Below are 16,561 nucleotides of genomic sequence, written 5' to 3'. Positions count from 1 at the left end.
CATGAACGTCGGGCCACTCGGCGGTCGGGGGCGGTCAGGCGGGGGCGAGGAACGGCTGGTGCTCGTACGCGCCGTCCGGGGTCACCACGACCGCGGTCGACTCCGGCACCTCGATGAACGCGCCGGGCAGGTCGTTCAACGGCTCGCTGACGATCAGCCGTGCACGGGTGCCGAACACGCGCAACCGCTCGAAGTCGGGGTACATGGCGCGCAGCACGTCGATGTCCTCGGAGTGGAAGAGCGTGCGGCTGCGATGCTCGCTCGAGTAGCGGAACGCCCAGACCGTCGCACCGTCCGTCACCGCGAAGGTGCCCTGCACGGCGGCCGTCACGCCGTGGGCGCGACCCGCCTCCTCGATGCGCCGCAGCGTGCGGGCCATCGCCTCGATGGGCTCGTCCATGAGCCCGTGGGTGAGGGCGAGGTGGAACACGAGCTCCGAGTCGGTGGTGCCGCGGATGCCGAGGAAGAACTCCGGGGCGACCTCGAGCAGGAGCTCCCGCTTCATCGCGGCGAACCCCGCGATCGCCCCGTTGTGCATGAAGAGCCATCTGCCGTAGCGGAACGGATGGCAGTTCGTCTGCTGGATGGGCGGCCCGGCCGCGGCCCGCACATGGGCGAAGAACAGCTGGCTCTCGACGGCCTGCGCGAGCTCGCGCAGGTTCTCGTCGTGCCAGGCCGGCTCGATGCTGTGGAACACCGCCGGGGCGTCGCCCGGGTCGCGGGACGGCCCGTACCAGCCGAGGCCGAAACCGTCGCCGTTCACCGTCTCGGCGCCGAGCGGCGAGTTCAGCGATTGCGCGACGAGCGAGTGCTTCGTGTCGAGCACCACCCGTGAGATCTGCAGGGGGTCACCGGAGTATGCGAGCCATCGGCACATCGGTCTCTTCTCCTCTCCGAGCGAGCGACGGATGCCGGCTCCGACCTCGGGGGCGGGCCGACGCTCACTCCGCGGCCGCGACCTCCTCGGCCGGGCACTTCGCCAGCTCCGACATCTTGGCGACCGCCTGATCGAGCGACCAGGGCAGTTCGACCATGGGGAGTTCGTGGTCGGGCGCGGCCTTCGACTTCGAGGCGATCGAGGCGAGCGCGAACGCCACCTCGCGCACGAAGTCCGCGCCCGAGGTCGAGTTGTTCAGCGCCACGACTACGGTGAGGCCGGACTTGGGGTCGGTGAACGCCGCGGTGAGCGCCCCGGCGCCCTCGCCGGCGGTGCCGCGCATGGGGCCGTACTGGGCGCCGCCGACCCCGTAGCCCTGCCAGGCCGGGGCGTCGCCGCTCATCGGCACGAGGGTCCACTGCTCGCGGGCGAGCTGCTCGCCGAGCAGCGAACCGGTGGCGAACGCCTCGCTGAGCGCCTGGGCGTCGGCGAGCGTCGTGACCGCGCCGGCGGCCGCGCCGCCCATCGAGCTGGACTGCTTCGAATCGTCGAAGTGCGCCGCGCAGTCCGGGCCGCCGTCGCCCGGCTTCGCGAGGTAGGCCCCGAGCATGCCGTGATGGTCGACATCGCTCGGAGCCGGGATGGCGGTGTCCTCCATGCCGAGCGGGTCGAACACGTAGTCCTCGGCGAGCGCGTCCCAGTCCCGGCCAGTCGCGTTGCGGAGCGCGAGGGACAGCAGCATGACGCCGGCCTGGGACGGCGCCCAGCCCTCGCCCGGGGCGGAGGCGCGCCCGGCGGCGAGGCCGCCCGAGATGAGCTCGGTCTCGCTCCAGATGCGCTGCGGGTTCGCCGCGAAATGACTGCGGAGGCCCGGGTAGAAGTCGCCGAGCCCGGACGTCTGCTGGCAGAGCTGGCGGAGCGTGATGCCCTCGATGCCCGGCATGGAGTCGACGTACTCGGTGACGTGGTCGTCGAGCCCGACGACGCCGGCGTCGGCGAGCCGCAGCAGCACCGTGCAGGTGATCTCGGTGGTGCCCGTCGTCAGGCGGAACTTGGTCTGCGGCGTGACCTTCGCGGCGTGGTCCTCGAAACCGGTCGTACCGGTTACGCCCTCCCAGCTGCCGGACCACGGGGCCCAGACGCCGGCGAGTCCGCCGCTCGAGCCGCTCTGCCGGACGGCTTCGTCGAGGACGCCCTGCAGCTGCTCGACGGTGGAGTCGGGCAGTGCGCGATCGAGCTCGTCGAAGCTGCGCGCCGGGTCGGGGCCGCCGCCGGTGCACGCGGTCAGCACCAGCGAGGCGGAGGCGATCACGGCGACGGCGACCGCGAAACGGCGACGCCGAGAGCGTCGCGCGCGCGAAGAATGCCGTTGCTCAGCCACCAGCCCCCCTAGCCTGTGTCCGCTGCGATTCTACCCCGGCATCCGCGCGGCGCCCGTCAGGGGGTCCCCCGAGACATCCCTGATCCTGCGGCATGTAACCGCCTGGTGCGGTTACTCGCCGTCGAGCTGCGGCCGCATGGCCCCCGACATGAACCGTTCGACGTCGCGGTCGACGATGATGTCGCTCGGCCGCAGCGGGCGCGCCAGGTAGAGGCCCTCGAGCGACGTCAGCCGGCTCAGCGCCACGTACGTCTGCCCGGGGCTGAACACCCGCGACCCCAGGTCGACGATGGCCGTGTCGTAGCTCGCCCCCTGCGACTTGTGGATCGTGACGGCCCACGCCAGGCGCAGCGGGAACTGGGTGAACTCCGCCACGATCTCGCGCTCGAGCTTCTTCGCCGCCGGATCCCAGCGGTACCGGTACTTCTCCCACGTGACCGGCTCGACCTCGTGCTCCTCGCCGTCGATCTCGACGATCACCTCGCCGTCCAGCGAGACGACCGTGCCGATCGTGCCGTTCACCCAGCGCTGCCCGTCCGGTCCGATCGCGGTGTCGTTCCGCAGGAACATGACCTGCGCCCCGACCTTCAGCTCGAGCCGCTCGTCGGCGGGGAAGGTGCGGCCCCCGAAGTCGCCGTTGACCTCGGCCGGGTTCGCGAGCGGCTCGCCCGGCAGCCGCTTCAGCTGCGCCCGGTTGATGCGGTTGACGGTGTCGTTCGTCGTCGCGAGCGTGATCGCGCCCTGCTCGGGCAGCGGGCGGCGCGCCCCCGTCTCGTTCAGCACGCCCGCGATCTCCGCGGTGACCATGCCGTGCCGCACGGCGTTCAGCATGTACTTGAAGCGGTCGTCGCTCTGCCGGTGCACCTCGCCGAGCTCGAAGATGCGCAGCGAGGTCTCGCCCCACACCTTGGCGTCGAAGAACCACATCGAGCGGTAGGTGTCGGCGAAGTAGCGCCGCTCCTCGAGATCGCCCGGCACCGGCGCGAGCTGGTACGGGTCGCCGAACAGCACCACCTGCACGCCGCCGAAGGGCTCGGCCTGGCGCTGCCGGGCCTGCCGCAGGGCGCGGTCCATGGCGTCCATGAGGTCGGCGTTCACCATCGACACCTCGTCGATGACGAGCGTGTCCATGGCGTTCAGGATCTTGCGCACCTGGTCGTTCTGGTCGATCGCGTGATCGGCGATGACCCCGATCGGCAGACGGAACAGCGAGTGGATGGTCTGGCCGCCCACGTTCAGCGCAGCGACGCCCGTCGGCGCGCAGATCACGATCTGCTTCTTCGTGTGCCAGTTGAGGTGGCTGAGCAGCGTCGACTTGCCCGTGCCGGCGCGGCCGGTGACGAACACGTGCTCGCGGGTGTGCTCGATCGCCTCGAACACCGCGGCCTGCTCGCGGGTGAGGGTGACTGACTGCACGGGAGTCTCGGCTCGTTGCTCTCTGCTGGGATGCGGATGCCGCGGACGGCGAGCCGCGGCGACGCGCCCGCCGGGCGCGCTCCCACCCTAGCGCCGGGCGGCCTCCGGCTCGGGACATCCTCAGTCTGCGCTGGAGGGCCGCCCATAGACTGGCCGGGTGGGGAAGCGAGACGCAGCACGCGGGCGCATCTCGCCGCTCGCCGTCATCGGCTGGGTCGGCGCGGCTGCGCTGCTCGGCGGCGCCCTGCTCGCCGCCCTCGGCGGACTGAACCAGAGCGTGTACGGCGCCTCCAACTTCGTGCAGCGCTACCTCTCGGCCATCGCCGACGACGACCTCGCGACGGCGGCCACCACTCCTGGCGTGGCGCTCAACGCCGACGCGCTGGCCGAGCTCGGGCTGCCGACCGATGTGTCGACCGCGATGCTGCGCTCCGGCATCGTGGACTCCGGTCCGGCCGATGTCCGCATCGTCGAGGACGTGCAGCACGACGACGGCACGCACTCCGTCACGGCGAGCTACCGGATCGGCACCTCCATCGCCGAGACGACGTTCGAGGTGAAGCCGATCGAGCCGCTCTACGGCGTCCTGCACCGCTGGGCCTTCGCCGAGAGCCCGCTCGCGATCATCGACGTCACCGCGGCGCACTCGCCCCAGTTCACGGTCGGCGACCTCACCCTCGACACCCGGGCCACGAAGCCCGAGGACGAGCTGGCGAACTTCACGCAGACGACGCCGTACCTCGCGATCGCCCCCGCCGCCTACGAGTTCGAGTACGACTCGCAGCTGCTGCAGGCCCCGCACGTCACCGCCGTCGCGGAACCCGGCAAGCGGGGCGCCGTCACGGTCGACGCCCAGCCGACGCAGGCGTTCGTCGACCGCGTGCAGGCGCAGCTCGACCTCTACCTGCAGGGCTGCGTCGAGCAGCAGGTCCTGAATCCGACCGACTGCCCCTTCGGCATCGACATCGACGACCGCATCCTGAGCGCGCCGGTGTGGTCGATGGTCGCGAGCCCGACCGTCACGCTCACCGCAGGCGAGTCCGCCTTCGAGATGCCGGCCACGGCGGGCACCGCCCACATCTCGGTCGAGGTGCAGTCGCTGTTCGACGGCGAGGTCTCCACGCTCGAGGAGGACCGCGGCTTCACCGTCGCGCTCGACGCGCGCATCAAGCCGGACGGCTCGATCGCGGTGCAGCTGAAGTAGTCCGAACGCGCCCGCGCCCGCCCCGCTTCAGTCGCGCGGCGCCCGGTCGTGCTCCGCGATCGCGGCGAGCTGCGCGTTGTACGCCTCGAGCTCGGCGTCCCCCGTGCGGTCCGCGTGCCGGTCGCGGCGGCGGGACTCCTTCTCGTCGCTGCGCGCCCACTGGATCGCGACCGTCACCGCGAGCGCCAGGGTCGGGATCTCGCCGATCGACCAGGCGATGCCGCCGCCGAGCTGCTGATCGGCGAGCGCGTCGGTGCCCCAGCCCATCGCGCCGTACCAGTCGGCGAGCATGAGCCCCGTCGACATCATGATCGCGAGGCCGAAGAAGGCGTGGAACGCCATCGTGCCGAGCAGCAGCAGCAGCCGGAACGCGTACGGCAAGCGGTACGGCACCGGGTCGATGCCCACGAGCGACTGCACGAACAGGTACCCCGTGATGAGGAAGTGCGTGATCATCCACTCGTGCCCGATGTGGTCGACCATCGACCAGCGGAACAGCGGCGAGTAGTAGAACACCCAGAGCGAGCCGACGAAGAGGGCCGCGGCGACGAAGGGGTTCGCGATGATCCCGGCGAACTTCGAGTGCACCGCGAGCAGCACCCACTCGCGGCCGCCGCGGGAGCCGTCCTTGCGCGCCTGCACCGCCCGCGCGATGAGCGTCACCGGCGCCCCGGGCACGAGCAGCACCGGCACGGCCATCGTGAGGCCCATGTGGCCGAGCATGTGCGCCGAGAAGAGGTACTCCTGGTAGGCGTTCACGCCGCCGCTCGTGAGGTACGCGAGCAGCAGCAGGCCCGACACCCAGAGCACGGCGCGGTAGATCGGCCAGCTGTCGCCCCGGCGGCGGAGCCGGCGCACGCCCGCGAGGTAGAAGAAGATGCCGAAGCCGCAGGCGAGCAGCCAGATCAGGTCGGGCTTCCACTCGGTGACGAAGCGGTACCAGTCAGGCCACGGCGGCAGCAGCTCGCCCGTGAGGATCTCGGCGGGCGTGCGGGCGAGGTCGCCGGCGACGTCCTCGGAGACCGGCGTCGCGGTGCGGGCGAGGGCCGCCGCGACACCCGAGGCGATGCCCATGAAGGCGAGCTCGGCGACCACGAACCACCAGAACTCCGCGAAGGGCTTGCGCGCCGAGGCATCCGTCTTCGCACCGCCGGCGGATGCCTCGGCCGCGAGCTGCTTGCGCTGCATCCGCCCGATCAGCCAGGTGCGCTGCAGCGCGCCGAAGCAGCCGAGCGCGATGAGGGCGCCCACCTTCGCGATGACGAGGATGCCGTAGGGCGTGCCGAGCGCGTCCCAGCTGCCGATGCGCAGCGCCGCGCTCGCGTAGCCCGAGATCGCCACGACGATGAAGCAGATGAGGGCGACGGTCGAGTAGCGGGCGAGGACGACGACGAGCCGCTCCCCGCCGAGCCGGCGCTGCAGCAGCACGATCGTGATCAGCCCGCCCAGCCAGACCGCGGCGAACACGAGGTGCAGGCCGAGCGCGGTGATCGCCTGGTTGTGCCCGGAGGCGCCGGCGGCATGCCCCTGCTGGGCGAGCGGCACGAGCGAGAACACCGCGAGCACGGCGACGAAGACGAGGGCGGTGTGGTTGCGCACGGCGAAGCAGAGCACCGTCACGGCGGCGGCGACGAGGGTCGTCGTCAGCCAGGCCTGGCCGAGCCCGATGCTCGTCACGAACTGCCCGAGCTGCATGCCGAAGCGCTCGCCCAGATCGAAGGGCACGCCCGTCACGTCGAGGAAGGTGATGAGGCCGGCCGCGGCGCTCGCGACGGTCATCACCGCGGCGGAGGCGGCCGCGACGTCGAGGGCCGCGTTGAACTCCTCGCGCTCCGGGCTGAGCGCCCAGAGCGCCAGCACGAGCGAGCCGATCATGCCCGCGGCGCCGAGGTTCACGAGGAGCTTCGCGACCGGGAGGCTCCAGCGCACGATGGGACCGGGGTCCTGGATCAGGACCGGGTCGGCGCCCCCGCCGAAGGCGAGGCCCACGAGGACCGCGATGAGCGCAGCGGCGACGAGCACGGCAGGGCCGAGCACACGAACGGAACGGGGCACCGCACCAGCCTAGGCGCTGCACCTGGGGGCCTTCTCCGCCGCGGCCGGCGGCCCGTCCGTCACCGGCGTCGCGGAACGACGAAGGGCGACCGGCCGGAGCCGATCGCCCTTCGAGCGTCGCGAAGACTTACTTGGCGGCAGCCTTGAGCTTCGAGCCCGCGGTGACCTTGACCGAGTAGCCGGCCGGGATCTCGATGGTGGCGCCGGTCTGCGGGTTGCGGCCGGTGCGAGCGGCGCGGTGCGAGCGCTCGACGGCGAGCCAGCCCGGGATGGAGACCTTGGTGCCCGAGCCGACCGACTCGGCGAGGGCGTCGAAGAGACCGCCGAGCACGGAGTCGACGGTGGCCTGGCTCTGACCGGTCGAAGCAGCGATCTTCGCGACGAGCTCGGTCTTGTTCAGCGACTTGTCAGCCATTGAGTGTCCTCCTCGGACGTTCGCTGTCGGAACAGCACTTGTTGAAGAACTCGGGAACGATCGTCCAACCACCCCCGGGGCCGTTCAGGCCGCCTCGAATGTAACAGAATTCCCCGGAATCACGCGGATTTCCGGATCATTCCCGCATTCTCGCACCGGCGTGTCGTGCGCCCATGGCGAACGCCGACGTGCCCGGAGGGAGTCCGGACGCGAGAAGGGGCGCCCCGGAGAACCGGGACGCCCCTCGTCGTGAAGCGGGTGCGGGCTGGCTTACCAGCTCGACTTGGTGATGCCGGGCAGCTCGCCCTTGTGCGCCATGTCGCGGAAGCGGACACGCGAGATGCCGAACTTCGAGAGCACACCACGGGGGCGGCCGTCGATGGCGTCACGCGAGCGCAGGCGAACCGGCGAGGCGTTGCGGGGGAGCTTCTGCAGGCCGACGCGGGCGGCCTCGCGCGACTCGTCGGTGCCGTTCGGGTCGACGAGCGCCTTCTTCAGCTCGGCGCGCTTGGCGGCGTAGCGGTCCACGACCTCCTGGCGCTGCTTGTTGCGCGCGATCTTGCTCTTCTTCGCCATGTCTTAGCGCTCCTCTCGGAAGTCGACGTGCTTGCGCACCACGGGGTCGTACTTCTTGAGCACGAGACGGTCGGGGTTGTTGCGACGGTTCTTGCGGGTCACGTAGGTGTACCCGGTGCCGGCCGTCGAACGGAGCTTGATGATGGGACGGATGTCCTGCTGCTTCGCCATTAGAGCTTCACCCCACGAGCCTGGATGTCACGGACGACGGCGTCGATGCCACGGGCGTCGATCACCTTGATGCCCTTGGCGGACACGTTCAGCGTCACGCTGCGACGAAGCGAGGGCACGTAGTACGTCTTCTTCTGCACGTTCGGGTCGAAGCGGCGCTTCGTCCGACGGTGCGAGTGCGAGATGTTGTGACCGAAGCCGGGAACGGCGCCGGTCACCTGGCACACTGCTGCCATTGGTTTCCTCCAATACCGAGGGGCGGATCGCCCCTCCCAAGGTCTCTTGTCTGCAGGCGACGCCCACCGCTTGCGCGGAAGAATACGAGGGATTCGCCTACGAACTGGGCAGTGGATGTACCCAGCCAACGAGCCAGCCTAGCAGATCCCCCACCCCAGGCCGAATCCGGGCGCGGGCTCTGCGGTCGGGGATACCACGCGGGTTCGAATCTTGGTAGCGTCTCCCGCATGGCAGCGCAGGAGATGGAGACCGCCGAGCCGAGCCGAGCCGCCCAGGCCGTCGCGGTCTCGCCGCAGCCCGCCCGGCCGCTCAACGTGCCGGGCCTCGTCTGCCTCGTCCTGCTGGGCGTGCACGCGGTCGTCATCCTGATGACCCCGTTCCTCTTCCGCGTCCTCGCGGCGGGCGACCGCTTCGCCGTGGTGTCCGCGGCGGTCACCGCGGTCTCGCTGTCGCTGGCCCTCGCCCTCGTCGTCGTCGGCGCCATCGGCGCGCGGACGAGCGCCCCTCCGCGGCTCCGCTGGGCGGCGATCGGCGGCCTGGTGAGCGGCGCGTTCACGCTCGTGGTGCAGCTCGCGAGCGTCGTGCTGGACTCGCTCATGTACGGCACGCTCATCCTCTGACGCGAGGCGCGAGACGCGAGACGCGATTACTCGAGCTCGGCGAGCTGCGCCGCCAGGATCGCCCGGAGGTCCCGCACGAGCTCCTCGTCCAGCCCGTCGGCGCCGGGATCGAGCTGAGCCAGCACGATGCCCGCTCCGTACGGGGCCCAGTAGAGGTCGCGATCCCCGCCCACCTGGTGCAGGCCCGACCAGTCGGGCACGACGGTCAGCGGCAGTTGACGGACGACGCCGTCGGGGCCCTCGCCGACGCAGGAGCTGAACTGGTGGTCGAGGGCGTCGAGATCCCGCTGACGATCCTCGGGCGGGAGCGCCACCACACCGAGCGTGAGGTGGGGCCTCGGCTCCGCCTCCGTCGTGGTGCGGAAGGTGCGGGCGACGCGCGTCGCCGCCTCGGTCAGGGAGAGGACGTCCCAGGCGCTCGCCCGGCAGTCGCCGCCGTAGGCGTGACCGTCGGGAGCCTCCACGAAGCCGGTGAAGGGCGAGGGCTCCCAGCCGGGCGCGACCGCGGCGACCGCCGCACCGGTCAGTGCGCCGCGCGCGTCTCCCGTCGGAGCAGGGGCGGTCGGCGCAGAGGCGGTCGGGGAGCTGCCCGCGGACGCAGGCTGCGGGCCATCGGGCCGAGTCGGCGCCGCGAGGGCGCATCCGCACAGCACCGCGGCGATCACCGCGGCACTGCTGAGCACTCCGGGAACGCGACGCCGCACGGTCGGCATCCTCTCAGCCGCGAGCCCCGCTCGCAAGCACGGACGCCGCGAGGGGATGCCAGGCGCGGCACCCCCTCGCCGAGCGGGACGATCAGGCGGATGCCGGCGGCGGTGCGGCATCCTCCTCGTGCGTGCCGTGCTTCTGCTTGTCGGCCTCGCTGCGCCGGTCCCAGCTGGGCCGTCTGACGGCGTAGAAGATGAGCGGCGGCACGCCGAGCACGACGATGACGACGCCGACGATCCACGGGTACGCGGCGGGCGAGAACGCGCTGAACCCGTCGGGCGGGATGAACGCCAGCAGGAACGCCGCGAGGCAGGCGAGGAAGCCGACCCCGGCGACGAAGTCGAGCGCCGGCACGCGGTACGCCCGCTTCACGTTCGGCTGCGTGCGCCGCAGCACGATCGCGGAGGCGAACATCATCATGTACATGATCAGGTAGAGCGCCGCGGCCATGTCGATGAGCGCGACGAACGCCGAACTCACGTCGGGCACGATGATGAAGATCGCCGCGAGCACGGTCACGATCGTGCCCTGCAGCATGAGGATGCCGGACTGCACGCCCTCCGTGTTGCGCTTCTGCAGCAGCGGCGGCAGCAGCCCCGTCTCGGCGGCGGCGAGCACGCCCTTCGACGGCCCGGCGACCCAGGTGATGACCGAGGCGAGCGCGCCCGCCGCGATCAGCGCCGACACGATCGCGGTGGCCCACTCCCCCATCCCCCAGTGCTGGAAGTACTCGCCGAAGGCGAGCATGATCCCGTTCGTGAGGCCGAGCTCCTTCTGCGGCACCGCGACCGAGATCGCGAGCGTCGGCAGGATGAACACGGCGAGGATCAGCACCGAGGCGAGCAGCACCGAGCGCGGGTATCCGCGGCCCGGGTCCTTCATCTGGTTCACGTGCACCGCGTTGACCTCCATGCCCGCGTAGGCGAGCACGTTCGACACGATCAGCACGATCGAGGCGAGGCCGGTGAACGGCGGGATGATGGCGGATGCCTCGAGCGGCACCTGGCTCTTCTCGCCGCTGAACACCCAGATCGCGCCGAACACGATCAGCAGCGCCGCGGGCAGCAGGGTGCCGAGGATGCCGCCCCAGGAGCCGAGCTTCGCGAAGAGGTTGCCGCCGCGCAGCGTGATGAACGTCGACCCCCAGTAGAGCACCAGGATCACCACCGCGGTGAAGAAGCCGGAGTTCGACAGCGAGGGGTCGAAGAACACGAAGGCGAGCGCTGCCGCGATGAACGACAGCTGCGTCGGGTACCAGACGACGTTCTGGATCCACTGCAGCCAGACCGCCGTGAAGCCCCAGCGGTTGCCGAGCGCCTCGCGCACCCAGATGTAGACGCCGCCCTTCCACCCGGTCGCGAGCTCGGCGGCGACGAGCGCCGTCGGGATCAGGAAGAAGATCGCCGGGATCAGGTACAGGGTGATGCTGCCGAGCCCGAACACCGCCATCGCCGGCAGCGAGCGCAGGCTCGCGACGACGACGAGGGTGAGCAGGGCCAGCTGGCCGACGCCGAGGAAGGCGGTCGCCGGGTTGTGCGGCGCGAGCGGATGGTTCGAGGTGCGCGCGGCCTCGGTGCGGTGCTGAGCCATCTCGCACCCCTAGTGGTGGAACCCGGGGTGCTGGCCCTCGACCGGCATCGGCGATTCGAGGGCGTCGAGGTACGCGGTCTCGGTCTGGATCGCCTCGAGCAGGTCCTCGGCGAGGTCCATGCTGAGCCCGTTGCGCACGACGATGCGCTGCACGGTGAGGTCGGCGAGGTCGTCCGGCATGGGATAGGCGGGGACGAGCCATCCCTTCATCCTGAGCCGGTCCTGCAGGTGGTACAGGTTCCAGTTCTTCGTGTGCCCGGCCTTCAGCCGCCACGCGAAGACGGGGATGTCGCTGCCGTCGTTCCACAGCTCGAACGCGCCGATCTTCGCGATGCCCGCCGAGAGGTACTTCGCGACATCCTGCGAGGCCTGCTGCACCGCGGTGTAGCCGTCGATGCCGAGCCGCAGGAACGCGTAGTACTGCAGCAGCACCTGCGCGCCCGGCCGGGAGAAGTTCAGCGCGAACGTCGGCATCTCGCCGCCGAGGTAGCTCACCTTGAACACGAGGTCGTCCGGCAGCCACTGCGCCTCGCGCCAGACCACCCAGCCGAGGCCCGGGTACACCAGCCCGTACTTGTGCCCGGAGGTGCTGATCGAGTGCACCCGCTCCAGGCGGAAGTCCCACACCGTGTCGGGCTGCAGGAACGGCGCGATCATCGCGCCGGAGGCCCCGTCGACGTGGATCGGGATGTCGAGGCCCGTCTTCGCCTGGATGGCGTCGAGCGCCTTCGAGATCTCGTCGACGGGTTCGTACATGCCGGTGTAGGTGACGCCCATGATCGCCACCACGCCGATGGTGTTCTCGTCGACGTACTGCTCGAGGCCGTGGCCGTCGAGCGTCTTGTGCTCCTCGGAGATCGGCACGAAGCGCGGCTCGACGTCGAAGTAGTTGCAGAACTTCTCCCAGCACACCTGCACCGCGCTCGACATCACGAGGTTCGGCGAGCTCGTGTCCTTGCCCGCCGCACGGCGGGCCTGCTGCCAGCGGCGCTTGAACGCCAGGCCGCCGAGCATGCACGCCTCCGAGGAGCCGATCGTCGAGGTGCCGATCGCGGTGCTCGCGTCCGGCGCGTTCCAGAGGTTCGCGAGCATCCGCCAGCAGTTGTCCTCGATCGCCGCGGTCTGCGGGTACTCGTCCTTGTCGATCATGTTCTTGTCGAACGAGTCCTCGTACAGCTTCTTGGCCTCGTCGTCCATCCACGTGCCCACGAAGGTGGCGAGGTTCAGCCGCGAGTTCCCGTCGAGCATGATCTCGTCGTGCACGATCTGGTACGCCGTATCGGGCAGGGACTCGGCCTGCGGGATGCGGTGCCGCGCCGCGACCGTCGCCTCCCCCGGCCTCGAGAAGTTCGGCGTCTCATCGGAGTCGAGTCGTTCGGACATGTGGCCCCCCAGCATCGAGATCCGGCACCGGAGCTCGGTGCCGGCGCGGATGCCGCGGGCGGCGACGGATGGGTCCCCCCGAACCTGCATCCGAGTCGGATGCTACGGAAGATCGCGGGCGGCGTCCAGGGTTCGCCGGAAGACGACGGATGCCGCGGGCCGGTGCGGCCCGCGGCATCCGCGTCGGCGGCGCACCCTCGGTGCGCGCGTGGTGCTACTTCGTCAGGCCGTCGACCCACTCCCGGTTGTCGGCGATCCAGTCGGCGACGACCTGCTCGTAGTCGTCACCCGTGTGCTCGTTGAACATGGCGTTCTCGAGCGAGTAGAGCAGCTCGCTGTCCATCTCGAAGTTGGACAGCCACTCCGCGACCTCGGGGTGGTCGTCGGCGAAGCTGCCGCTGCCGAAGGCGTGGATGCCCTCGGCGGTGCCGAGTGTGCCCTCGGGGTCCTTCAGGTCCTTCAGGGGGAAGGCGTCGTAGGCCCAGTGCGGGCGCCACAGCGTGACGACGATGTTCTCGCCGGCGTCGGTCGCCGCGGTCAACTCGGAGAGCATGGCCGGCGTCGAGGAGGTGACGAACTCCATGCCGTCGAGGCCGTACGTCGGGATCGTCTCGTTCTGCACCGCCTCGGTGAGGCCCGCGCCCGGCTCGATGCCGACGATGCGGTTGTCGAACTCGTCGGCGTGCTTCGCGAGGTCGGCGAGCGAGTCGATCGGGGCGTCCTCGTTGACCGCGACCGTGAGCGAGGCCTCCTCGTTCCAGGCGCCGAGGTCGGTGATGTCGGCCCCGAACTGCTCGAGGTAGCTCGCGTGCGTCTGCGGCAGCCACACGTCGAGGGTGAGGTCGTAGTCGCCGGTGGAGAGGCCGGAGAAGACCGGCGCGACGTCGGCGTACTCGAGCGTGACGTCGTAGCCCTGCTCGGTCAGCACCGCCTTCCAGAGCTCGGAGGCGGCGATGCCCTCGTCCCAGCCGTTGAACACGGCGATCGTGAGCTGCTTGTCGGAGGCGGCGTCGCCGCCGCCCCCGCCGTCGCCCGCGCAGCCGGCCAGGGCGATCGTCGCGGCCGCGCCGATGGCGAGGGCCGAGGTGAGGTGTCGCTTCTTCATGGTGCTTCCTTTCCTCCCGCGTGCTGTGTCGCGGGTGTTGGGGATGTTCCGCGCGGGGGCGCCGCGCGGGATCGACGGGCGCCGGCGGTCGGGCGCCGGCGCCCGCGAGTCGGGGCGCCGCTCAGGCGGTCGCGGCGGGCACGCGCGGCGGCTGCGGCTCAGAGTCGGGCTCGGCGGGGGTCTGCGGCGTGGCCGCCTGGGCCTTCGCCGTCGCCTTGGCCGTGCCCGGCTTGGCCTTGCCGGCCCTGCCGCGGAAGCCGCCGCCGAAGGCACCGGTGATGCGGTCCAGGATGACTGCGAGGATGACGACGGAGAGCCCGGCCTCGAAACCGAGGCCGACGTCGAGCCGGGTGAGGCTCGCGACGACCTGGCCACCGAGACCGCCCGCGCCGACCATGCCGGCGATGACGACCATCGACAGCGAGAGCATGATGACCTGGTTCACGCCGGCCATGATCGACGGCATCGCGAGCGGCAGCTGGATCTGCCGCAGGATGCGGCCCGAGGAGGAGCCGAAGGCCTGCCCCGCCTCGACCACCTCGCGGTCGACGCCGCGGATGCCGAGCTCGGTGAGCCGCACGCCGGGGGCCATCGCGAACACGATCGTCGCGACGATGCCGGGCACGACGCCGACGCGGAACAGCACGAGCGCGGGGATGAGGTAGACCATCGCCGGCATCGTCTGCATGAAGTCGAGGATCGGCCGGATGATGCGGGACGCGACGTCGTTCCGGGCCGCCAGGATGCCGAGCGGCACCGCGACCGCGATCGCGATGGCGCTCGCGACGAGCACGAGAGCGAGCGAGTCCATGGCGTTGTCCCACTGGTCGACGCCGAGGATGACCAGGAGGCCGAGGGCCGTGCCGACCCCGAGCTTCCAGCCGCGCGCCCACCAGGCGAGCGCCGCGATCGCGACGATCACGGCCCAGAACGGGGGCGCCGAGAAGAGCCAGTCCACCGCGTCGTAGGCGCCGAGGAAGATCGTGCGCAGCGCGGAGAAGAAGCCTCCGGCGACGTCGGTGATGGTGCGGAAGATCGCTTCGATCCACTCGCCGAGGGGCAGGCGGAAGCCGTTCATCGGGCACCCCCCTCCGTCGCGGCGGCCACCGGCCGGGCGAGCTCCGGCGCGGCATCCTCGGCGGGCTCCGCCTCGCTCGCGCGCGGCTCGACGTCCTCGTGCGCCGCGGCCGCGGTCTCGCGGAGCGTCGCGGTCACGACGTCGACCGGGACGGTCGCGGGCGGCTCGACGATCTCGAGCTCGCCGGTCACGGCTGGGACGTTGCCGAGCGCGGCGAGCAGGGTGACGCGCGGGACGGCGCCGAGCAGGCGCCCGGCGTCGTCGACCACGGCGAGCGGCAGCGGGCTCTCGACCGAGGTCTCGAGGAGTTCGCTGAGGTGCTCGTCGGGGTGCACGACCGGGTGGTCGTCGCGGATCGCGCTCTCGAGCGAGCGGTCGCCGCGCTGCACGAGCCGGAGCGCGTCGCGGTCGCGGATGACGCCGCGCAGCCGGCGTCCGCCGGTGACGACGAAGGCCATCGAGGTCTGCAGGTCGCGCATGGTGCGCAGGGCGCCGCGCGGGCCGGCCGAGGCGGAGACGACCGCGCGCGGCGGCTCCATCACGTTCGCGGCGGTGAGCACGCGCGCCCGGTCGACGTCCTGCACGAACTGGGCGACGTAGTCGTCGGCGGGATCGGTGAGGATCTCCTCGGCCGTGCCGAGCTGCACGATGCGGCCGTCGCGCATGACCGCGATGCGGTCGCCGAGGAACATCGCCTCGTTGAGATCGTGCGTGATGAAGACGATCGTCTTGCCGAGCTCCTGCTGCAGCTCGATGAGCTGCTCCTGCATCTCGCGGCGGATGAGCGGGTCGAGCGCGCTGAACGCCTCGTCCATCAGCAGGATGTCGGTGTCCGCGGCGAGCGCGCGGGCGAGCCCGACGCGCTGCTGCATGCCGCCGGAGAGCTCGGACGGGAGCTTGTCGCCCCAGCCGCCCAGGCCGACGCGCTCGAGGATCCGTTCGGCGCGCTCCCGGCGCTCCGCCGGCGCGACGCCCTGGATCTCGAGCCCGTAGGCGGCGTTGTCGCGCACGTTCCGGTGCGGCAGCAGGGCGAAGTGCTGGAACACCATCGACACGTGCCGGCGGCGCACCTCGCGGAGGCGCTTCGGCGCGATGCCGGTGATCCGCTCCCCCATCACCGAGACGGTGCCGGCGGTCGCGGGAAGCAGGCCGTTCAGCATCCGGATGAGCGTCGACTTGCCGGAGCCGGAGAGGCCCATGACGACGAAGATCTCGCCCTGCGCGACCTGGAAGTCGGCGTCGATGACGGCGGCGGTACCGAGTCCGGCGAGCTCCTCGCGGCTCGCGCCGCGGCGCAAGCGCTCGAGGGCCTCGCCGGGGCGGCGGCCGAAGAACTTGGTGAGGCCGGCGACCTCGATGGCGGGCGTCTCGGCGGCGACGGGGCGGAGCGCGAGCGGGTCCGGGTGCGGTTCGAGCCCGGGAGTCTGGAGCTCGGTGGTCGGGTCGGGTCGGGTGCTGGAGTCGGGCTGCTGCGGGCGCACGGGCATAGACGGGGTGCTCCTGGCGCGCCGGCGGAGGGTGCTGTGTGCTGACGCGCACGAGTCACGGCCGGGTCAGGGCGATCCGGGATCCGGGAGCGGAGCGCGATACGCGGTCCAGCGATCCGGGGATCCAGCGCGACCGGCCATCGGGACCGGGCACCACGCCCCCACCATACGTCCCCTGGCACCACGGTGCCGCGGGGCCGCGGACTGGGTTCAAACGGTCACGAGGACCTCGTCCACGCTATCCACCTTCGGGAGCAG

16 protein-coding genes are annotated in these 16,561 nt (G+C 71.2%); 2 read left to right on the top strand and 14 right to left on the bottom strand.

Translation table 11 applies throughout. The features are described 5' to 3' along the window. Positions 1-34: 34 nt before the first annotated feature. The 3 genes from IEY71_RS04355 to IEY71_RS04345 all read right to left on the bottom strand — a co-directional run bounded on the left by IEY71_RS04355 (position 35) and on the right by IEY71_RS04345 (position 3,674). Positions 35-877, bottom strand: a complete 843-nt coding sequence (locus tag IEY71_RS04355) for a class II glutamine amidotransferase (RefSeq protein WP_189084043.1) — start codon at positions 875-877, stop codon at positions 35-37. A 64-nt stretch (positions 878-941) separates the two neighbouring features. Next, complete coding sequence (locus tag IEY71_RS04350; RefSeq protein ID WP_189084042.1) at positions 942-2,189, bottom strand: serine hydrolase domain-containing protein; 1,248 nt, start codon at positions 2,187-2,189, stop codon at positions 942-944. 180 nt (positions 2,190-2,369) lie between these two features. Next, a complete protein-coding gene (locus IEY71_RS04345; RefSeq protein WP_189084041.1) occupies positions 2,370-3,674 on the bottom strand; it encodes an ATP-dependent DNA helicase in 1,305 nt (434 codons plus the stop codon). Between the two features lie 157 nt (positions 3,675-3,831). Here IEY71_RS04345 and IEY71_RS04340 point away from each other — a divergent pair, with 157 nt between their 5' ends. Beyond that, on the top strand, positions 3,832-4,878 hold the full coding sequence (locus tag IEY71_RS04340) for a hypothetical protein (RefSeq protein ID WP_189084040.1): 1,047 nt from the start codon (positions 3,832-3,834) through the stop codon (positions 4,876-4,878). 27 nt (positions 4,879-4,905) lie between these two features. Here the strand turns inward: IEY71_RS04340 and IEY71_RS04335 are convergent, their stop codons facing one another. The 5 genes from IEY71_RS04335 to rpmB all read right to left on the bottom strand — a co-directional run bounded on the left by IEY71_RS04335 (position 4,906) and on the right by rpmB (position 8,331). Next, positions 4,906-6,933: a bifunctional copper resistance protein CopD/cytochrome c oxidase assembly protein gene (locus tag IEY71_RS04335; RefSeq protein ID WP_229781520.1), complete on the bottom strand. Its 2,028-nt coding sequence runs from the start codon at positions 6,931-6,933 to the stop codon at positions 4,906-4,908. 127 nt (positions 6,934-7,060) lie between these two features. Next, a complete protein-coding gene (locus IEY71_RS04330; RefSeq protein ID WP_189084039.1) occupies positions 7,061-7,348 on the bottom strand; it encodes an HU family DNA-binding protein in 288 nt (95 codons plus the stop codon). A 270-nt stretch (positions 7,349-7,618) separates the two neighbouring features. Beyond that, a complete protein-coding gene (gene rpsN / locus IEY71_RS04325; protein WP_189084038.1) occupies positions 7,619-7,924 on the bottom strand; it encodes a 30S ribosomal protein S14 in 306 nt (101 codons plus the stop codon). A gap of 3 nt (positions 7,925-7,927) precedes the next feature. Then, positions 7,928-8,095, bottom strand: coding sequence for a 50S ribosomal protein L33 (rpmG, locus tag IEY71_RS04320; RefSeq protein WP_021760158.1), 168 nt, complete (start codon positions 8,093-8,095; stop codon positions 7,928-7,930). Further along, entirely contained in the window at positions 8,095-8,331 is a 237-nt protein-coding gene (gene rpmB, locus IEY71_RS04315; RefSeq protein ID WP_189084037.1) for a 50S ribosomal protein L28, read from the bottom strand. The genes rpmG and rpmB overlap by 1 nt, the downstream gene beginning before the upstream one ends. Positions 8,332-8,559: 228 nt before the next feature. Between rpmB and IEY71_RS04310 the strand changes: the two genes are divergently transcribed. Next, positions 8,560-8,952, top strand: coding sequence for a hypothetical protein (locus IEY71_RS04310; RefSeq protein WP_189084036.1), 393 nt, complete (start codon positions 8,560-8,562; stop codon positions 8,950-8,952). 26 nt (positions 8,953-8,978) lie between these two features. Here IEY71_RS04310 and IEY71_RS04305 read toward each other — a convergent pair whose 3' ends face one another. The 6 genes from IEY71_RS04305 to IEY71_RS04280 form a co-directional block, all read right to left on the bottom strand. Further along, a complete protein-coding gene (locus IEY71_RS04305; RefSeq protein WP_189084035.1) occupies positions 8,979-9,656 on the bottom strand; it encodes a hypothetical protein in 678 nt (225 codons plus the stop codon). A gap of 91 nt (positions 9,657-9,747) precedes the next feature. Further along, positions 9,748-11,250 (bottom strand): glutamate/gamma-aminobutyrate antiporter GadC, encoded by a 1,503-nt coding sequence (gene gadC, locus IEY71_RS04300; protein WP_189084034.1) that lies wholly within the window; start codon positions 11,248-11,250, stop codon positions 9,748-9,750. A 9-nt stretch (positions 11,251-11,259) separates the two neighbouring features. Next, the gene (gad, locus tag IEY71_RS04295; RefSeq protein ID WP_189084033.1) at positions 11,260-12,633 is read right to left on the bottom strand and encodes a glutamate decarboxylase; all 1,374 of its coding nucleotides are present in this window, start codon (positions 12,631-12,633) and stop codon (positions 11,260-11,262) included. A gap of 214 nt (positions 12,634-12,847) precedes the next feature. Next, complete coding sequence (locus IEY71_RS04290; protein WP_189084032.1) at positions 12,848-13,738, bottom strand: glycine betaine ABC transporter substrate-binding protein; 891 nt, start codon at positions 13,736-13,738, stop codon at positions 12,848-12,850. 121 nt (positions 13,739-13,859) lie between these two features. Then, positions 13,860-14,816: an ABC transporter permease gene (locus IEY71_RS04285; RefSeq protein WP_189084031.1), complete on the bottom strand. Its 957-nt coding sequence runs from the start codon at positions 14,814-14,816 to the stop codon at positions 13,860-13,862. Beyond that, positions 14,813-16,303 carry a quaternary amine ABC transporter ATP-binding protein gene (locus tag IEY71_RS04280; protein WP_189084030.1) on the bottom strand — a complete coding sequence of 497 codons (1,491 nt, stop codon included), beginning with the start codon at positions 16,301-16,303 and terminating at the stop codon, positions 14,813-14,815. The genes IEY71_RS04285 and IEY71_RS04280 overlap by 4 nt, the downstream gene beginning before the upstream one ends. Positions 16,304-16,561 lie beyond the last annotated feature (258 nt).

Origin of the sequence: Agromyces mediolanus (assembly GCF_014648575.1) — a bacterium.
Classification (GTDB): Bacteria; Actinomycetota; Actinomycetes; order Actinomycetales; family Microbacteriaceae; genus Agromyces; species Agromyces mediolanus.
This window is presented reverse-complemented; position numbering and strand designations above follow the sequence as displayed.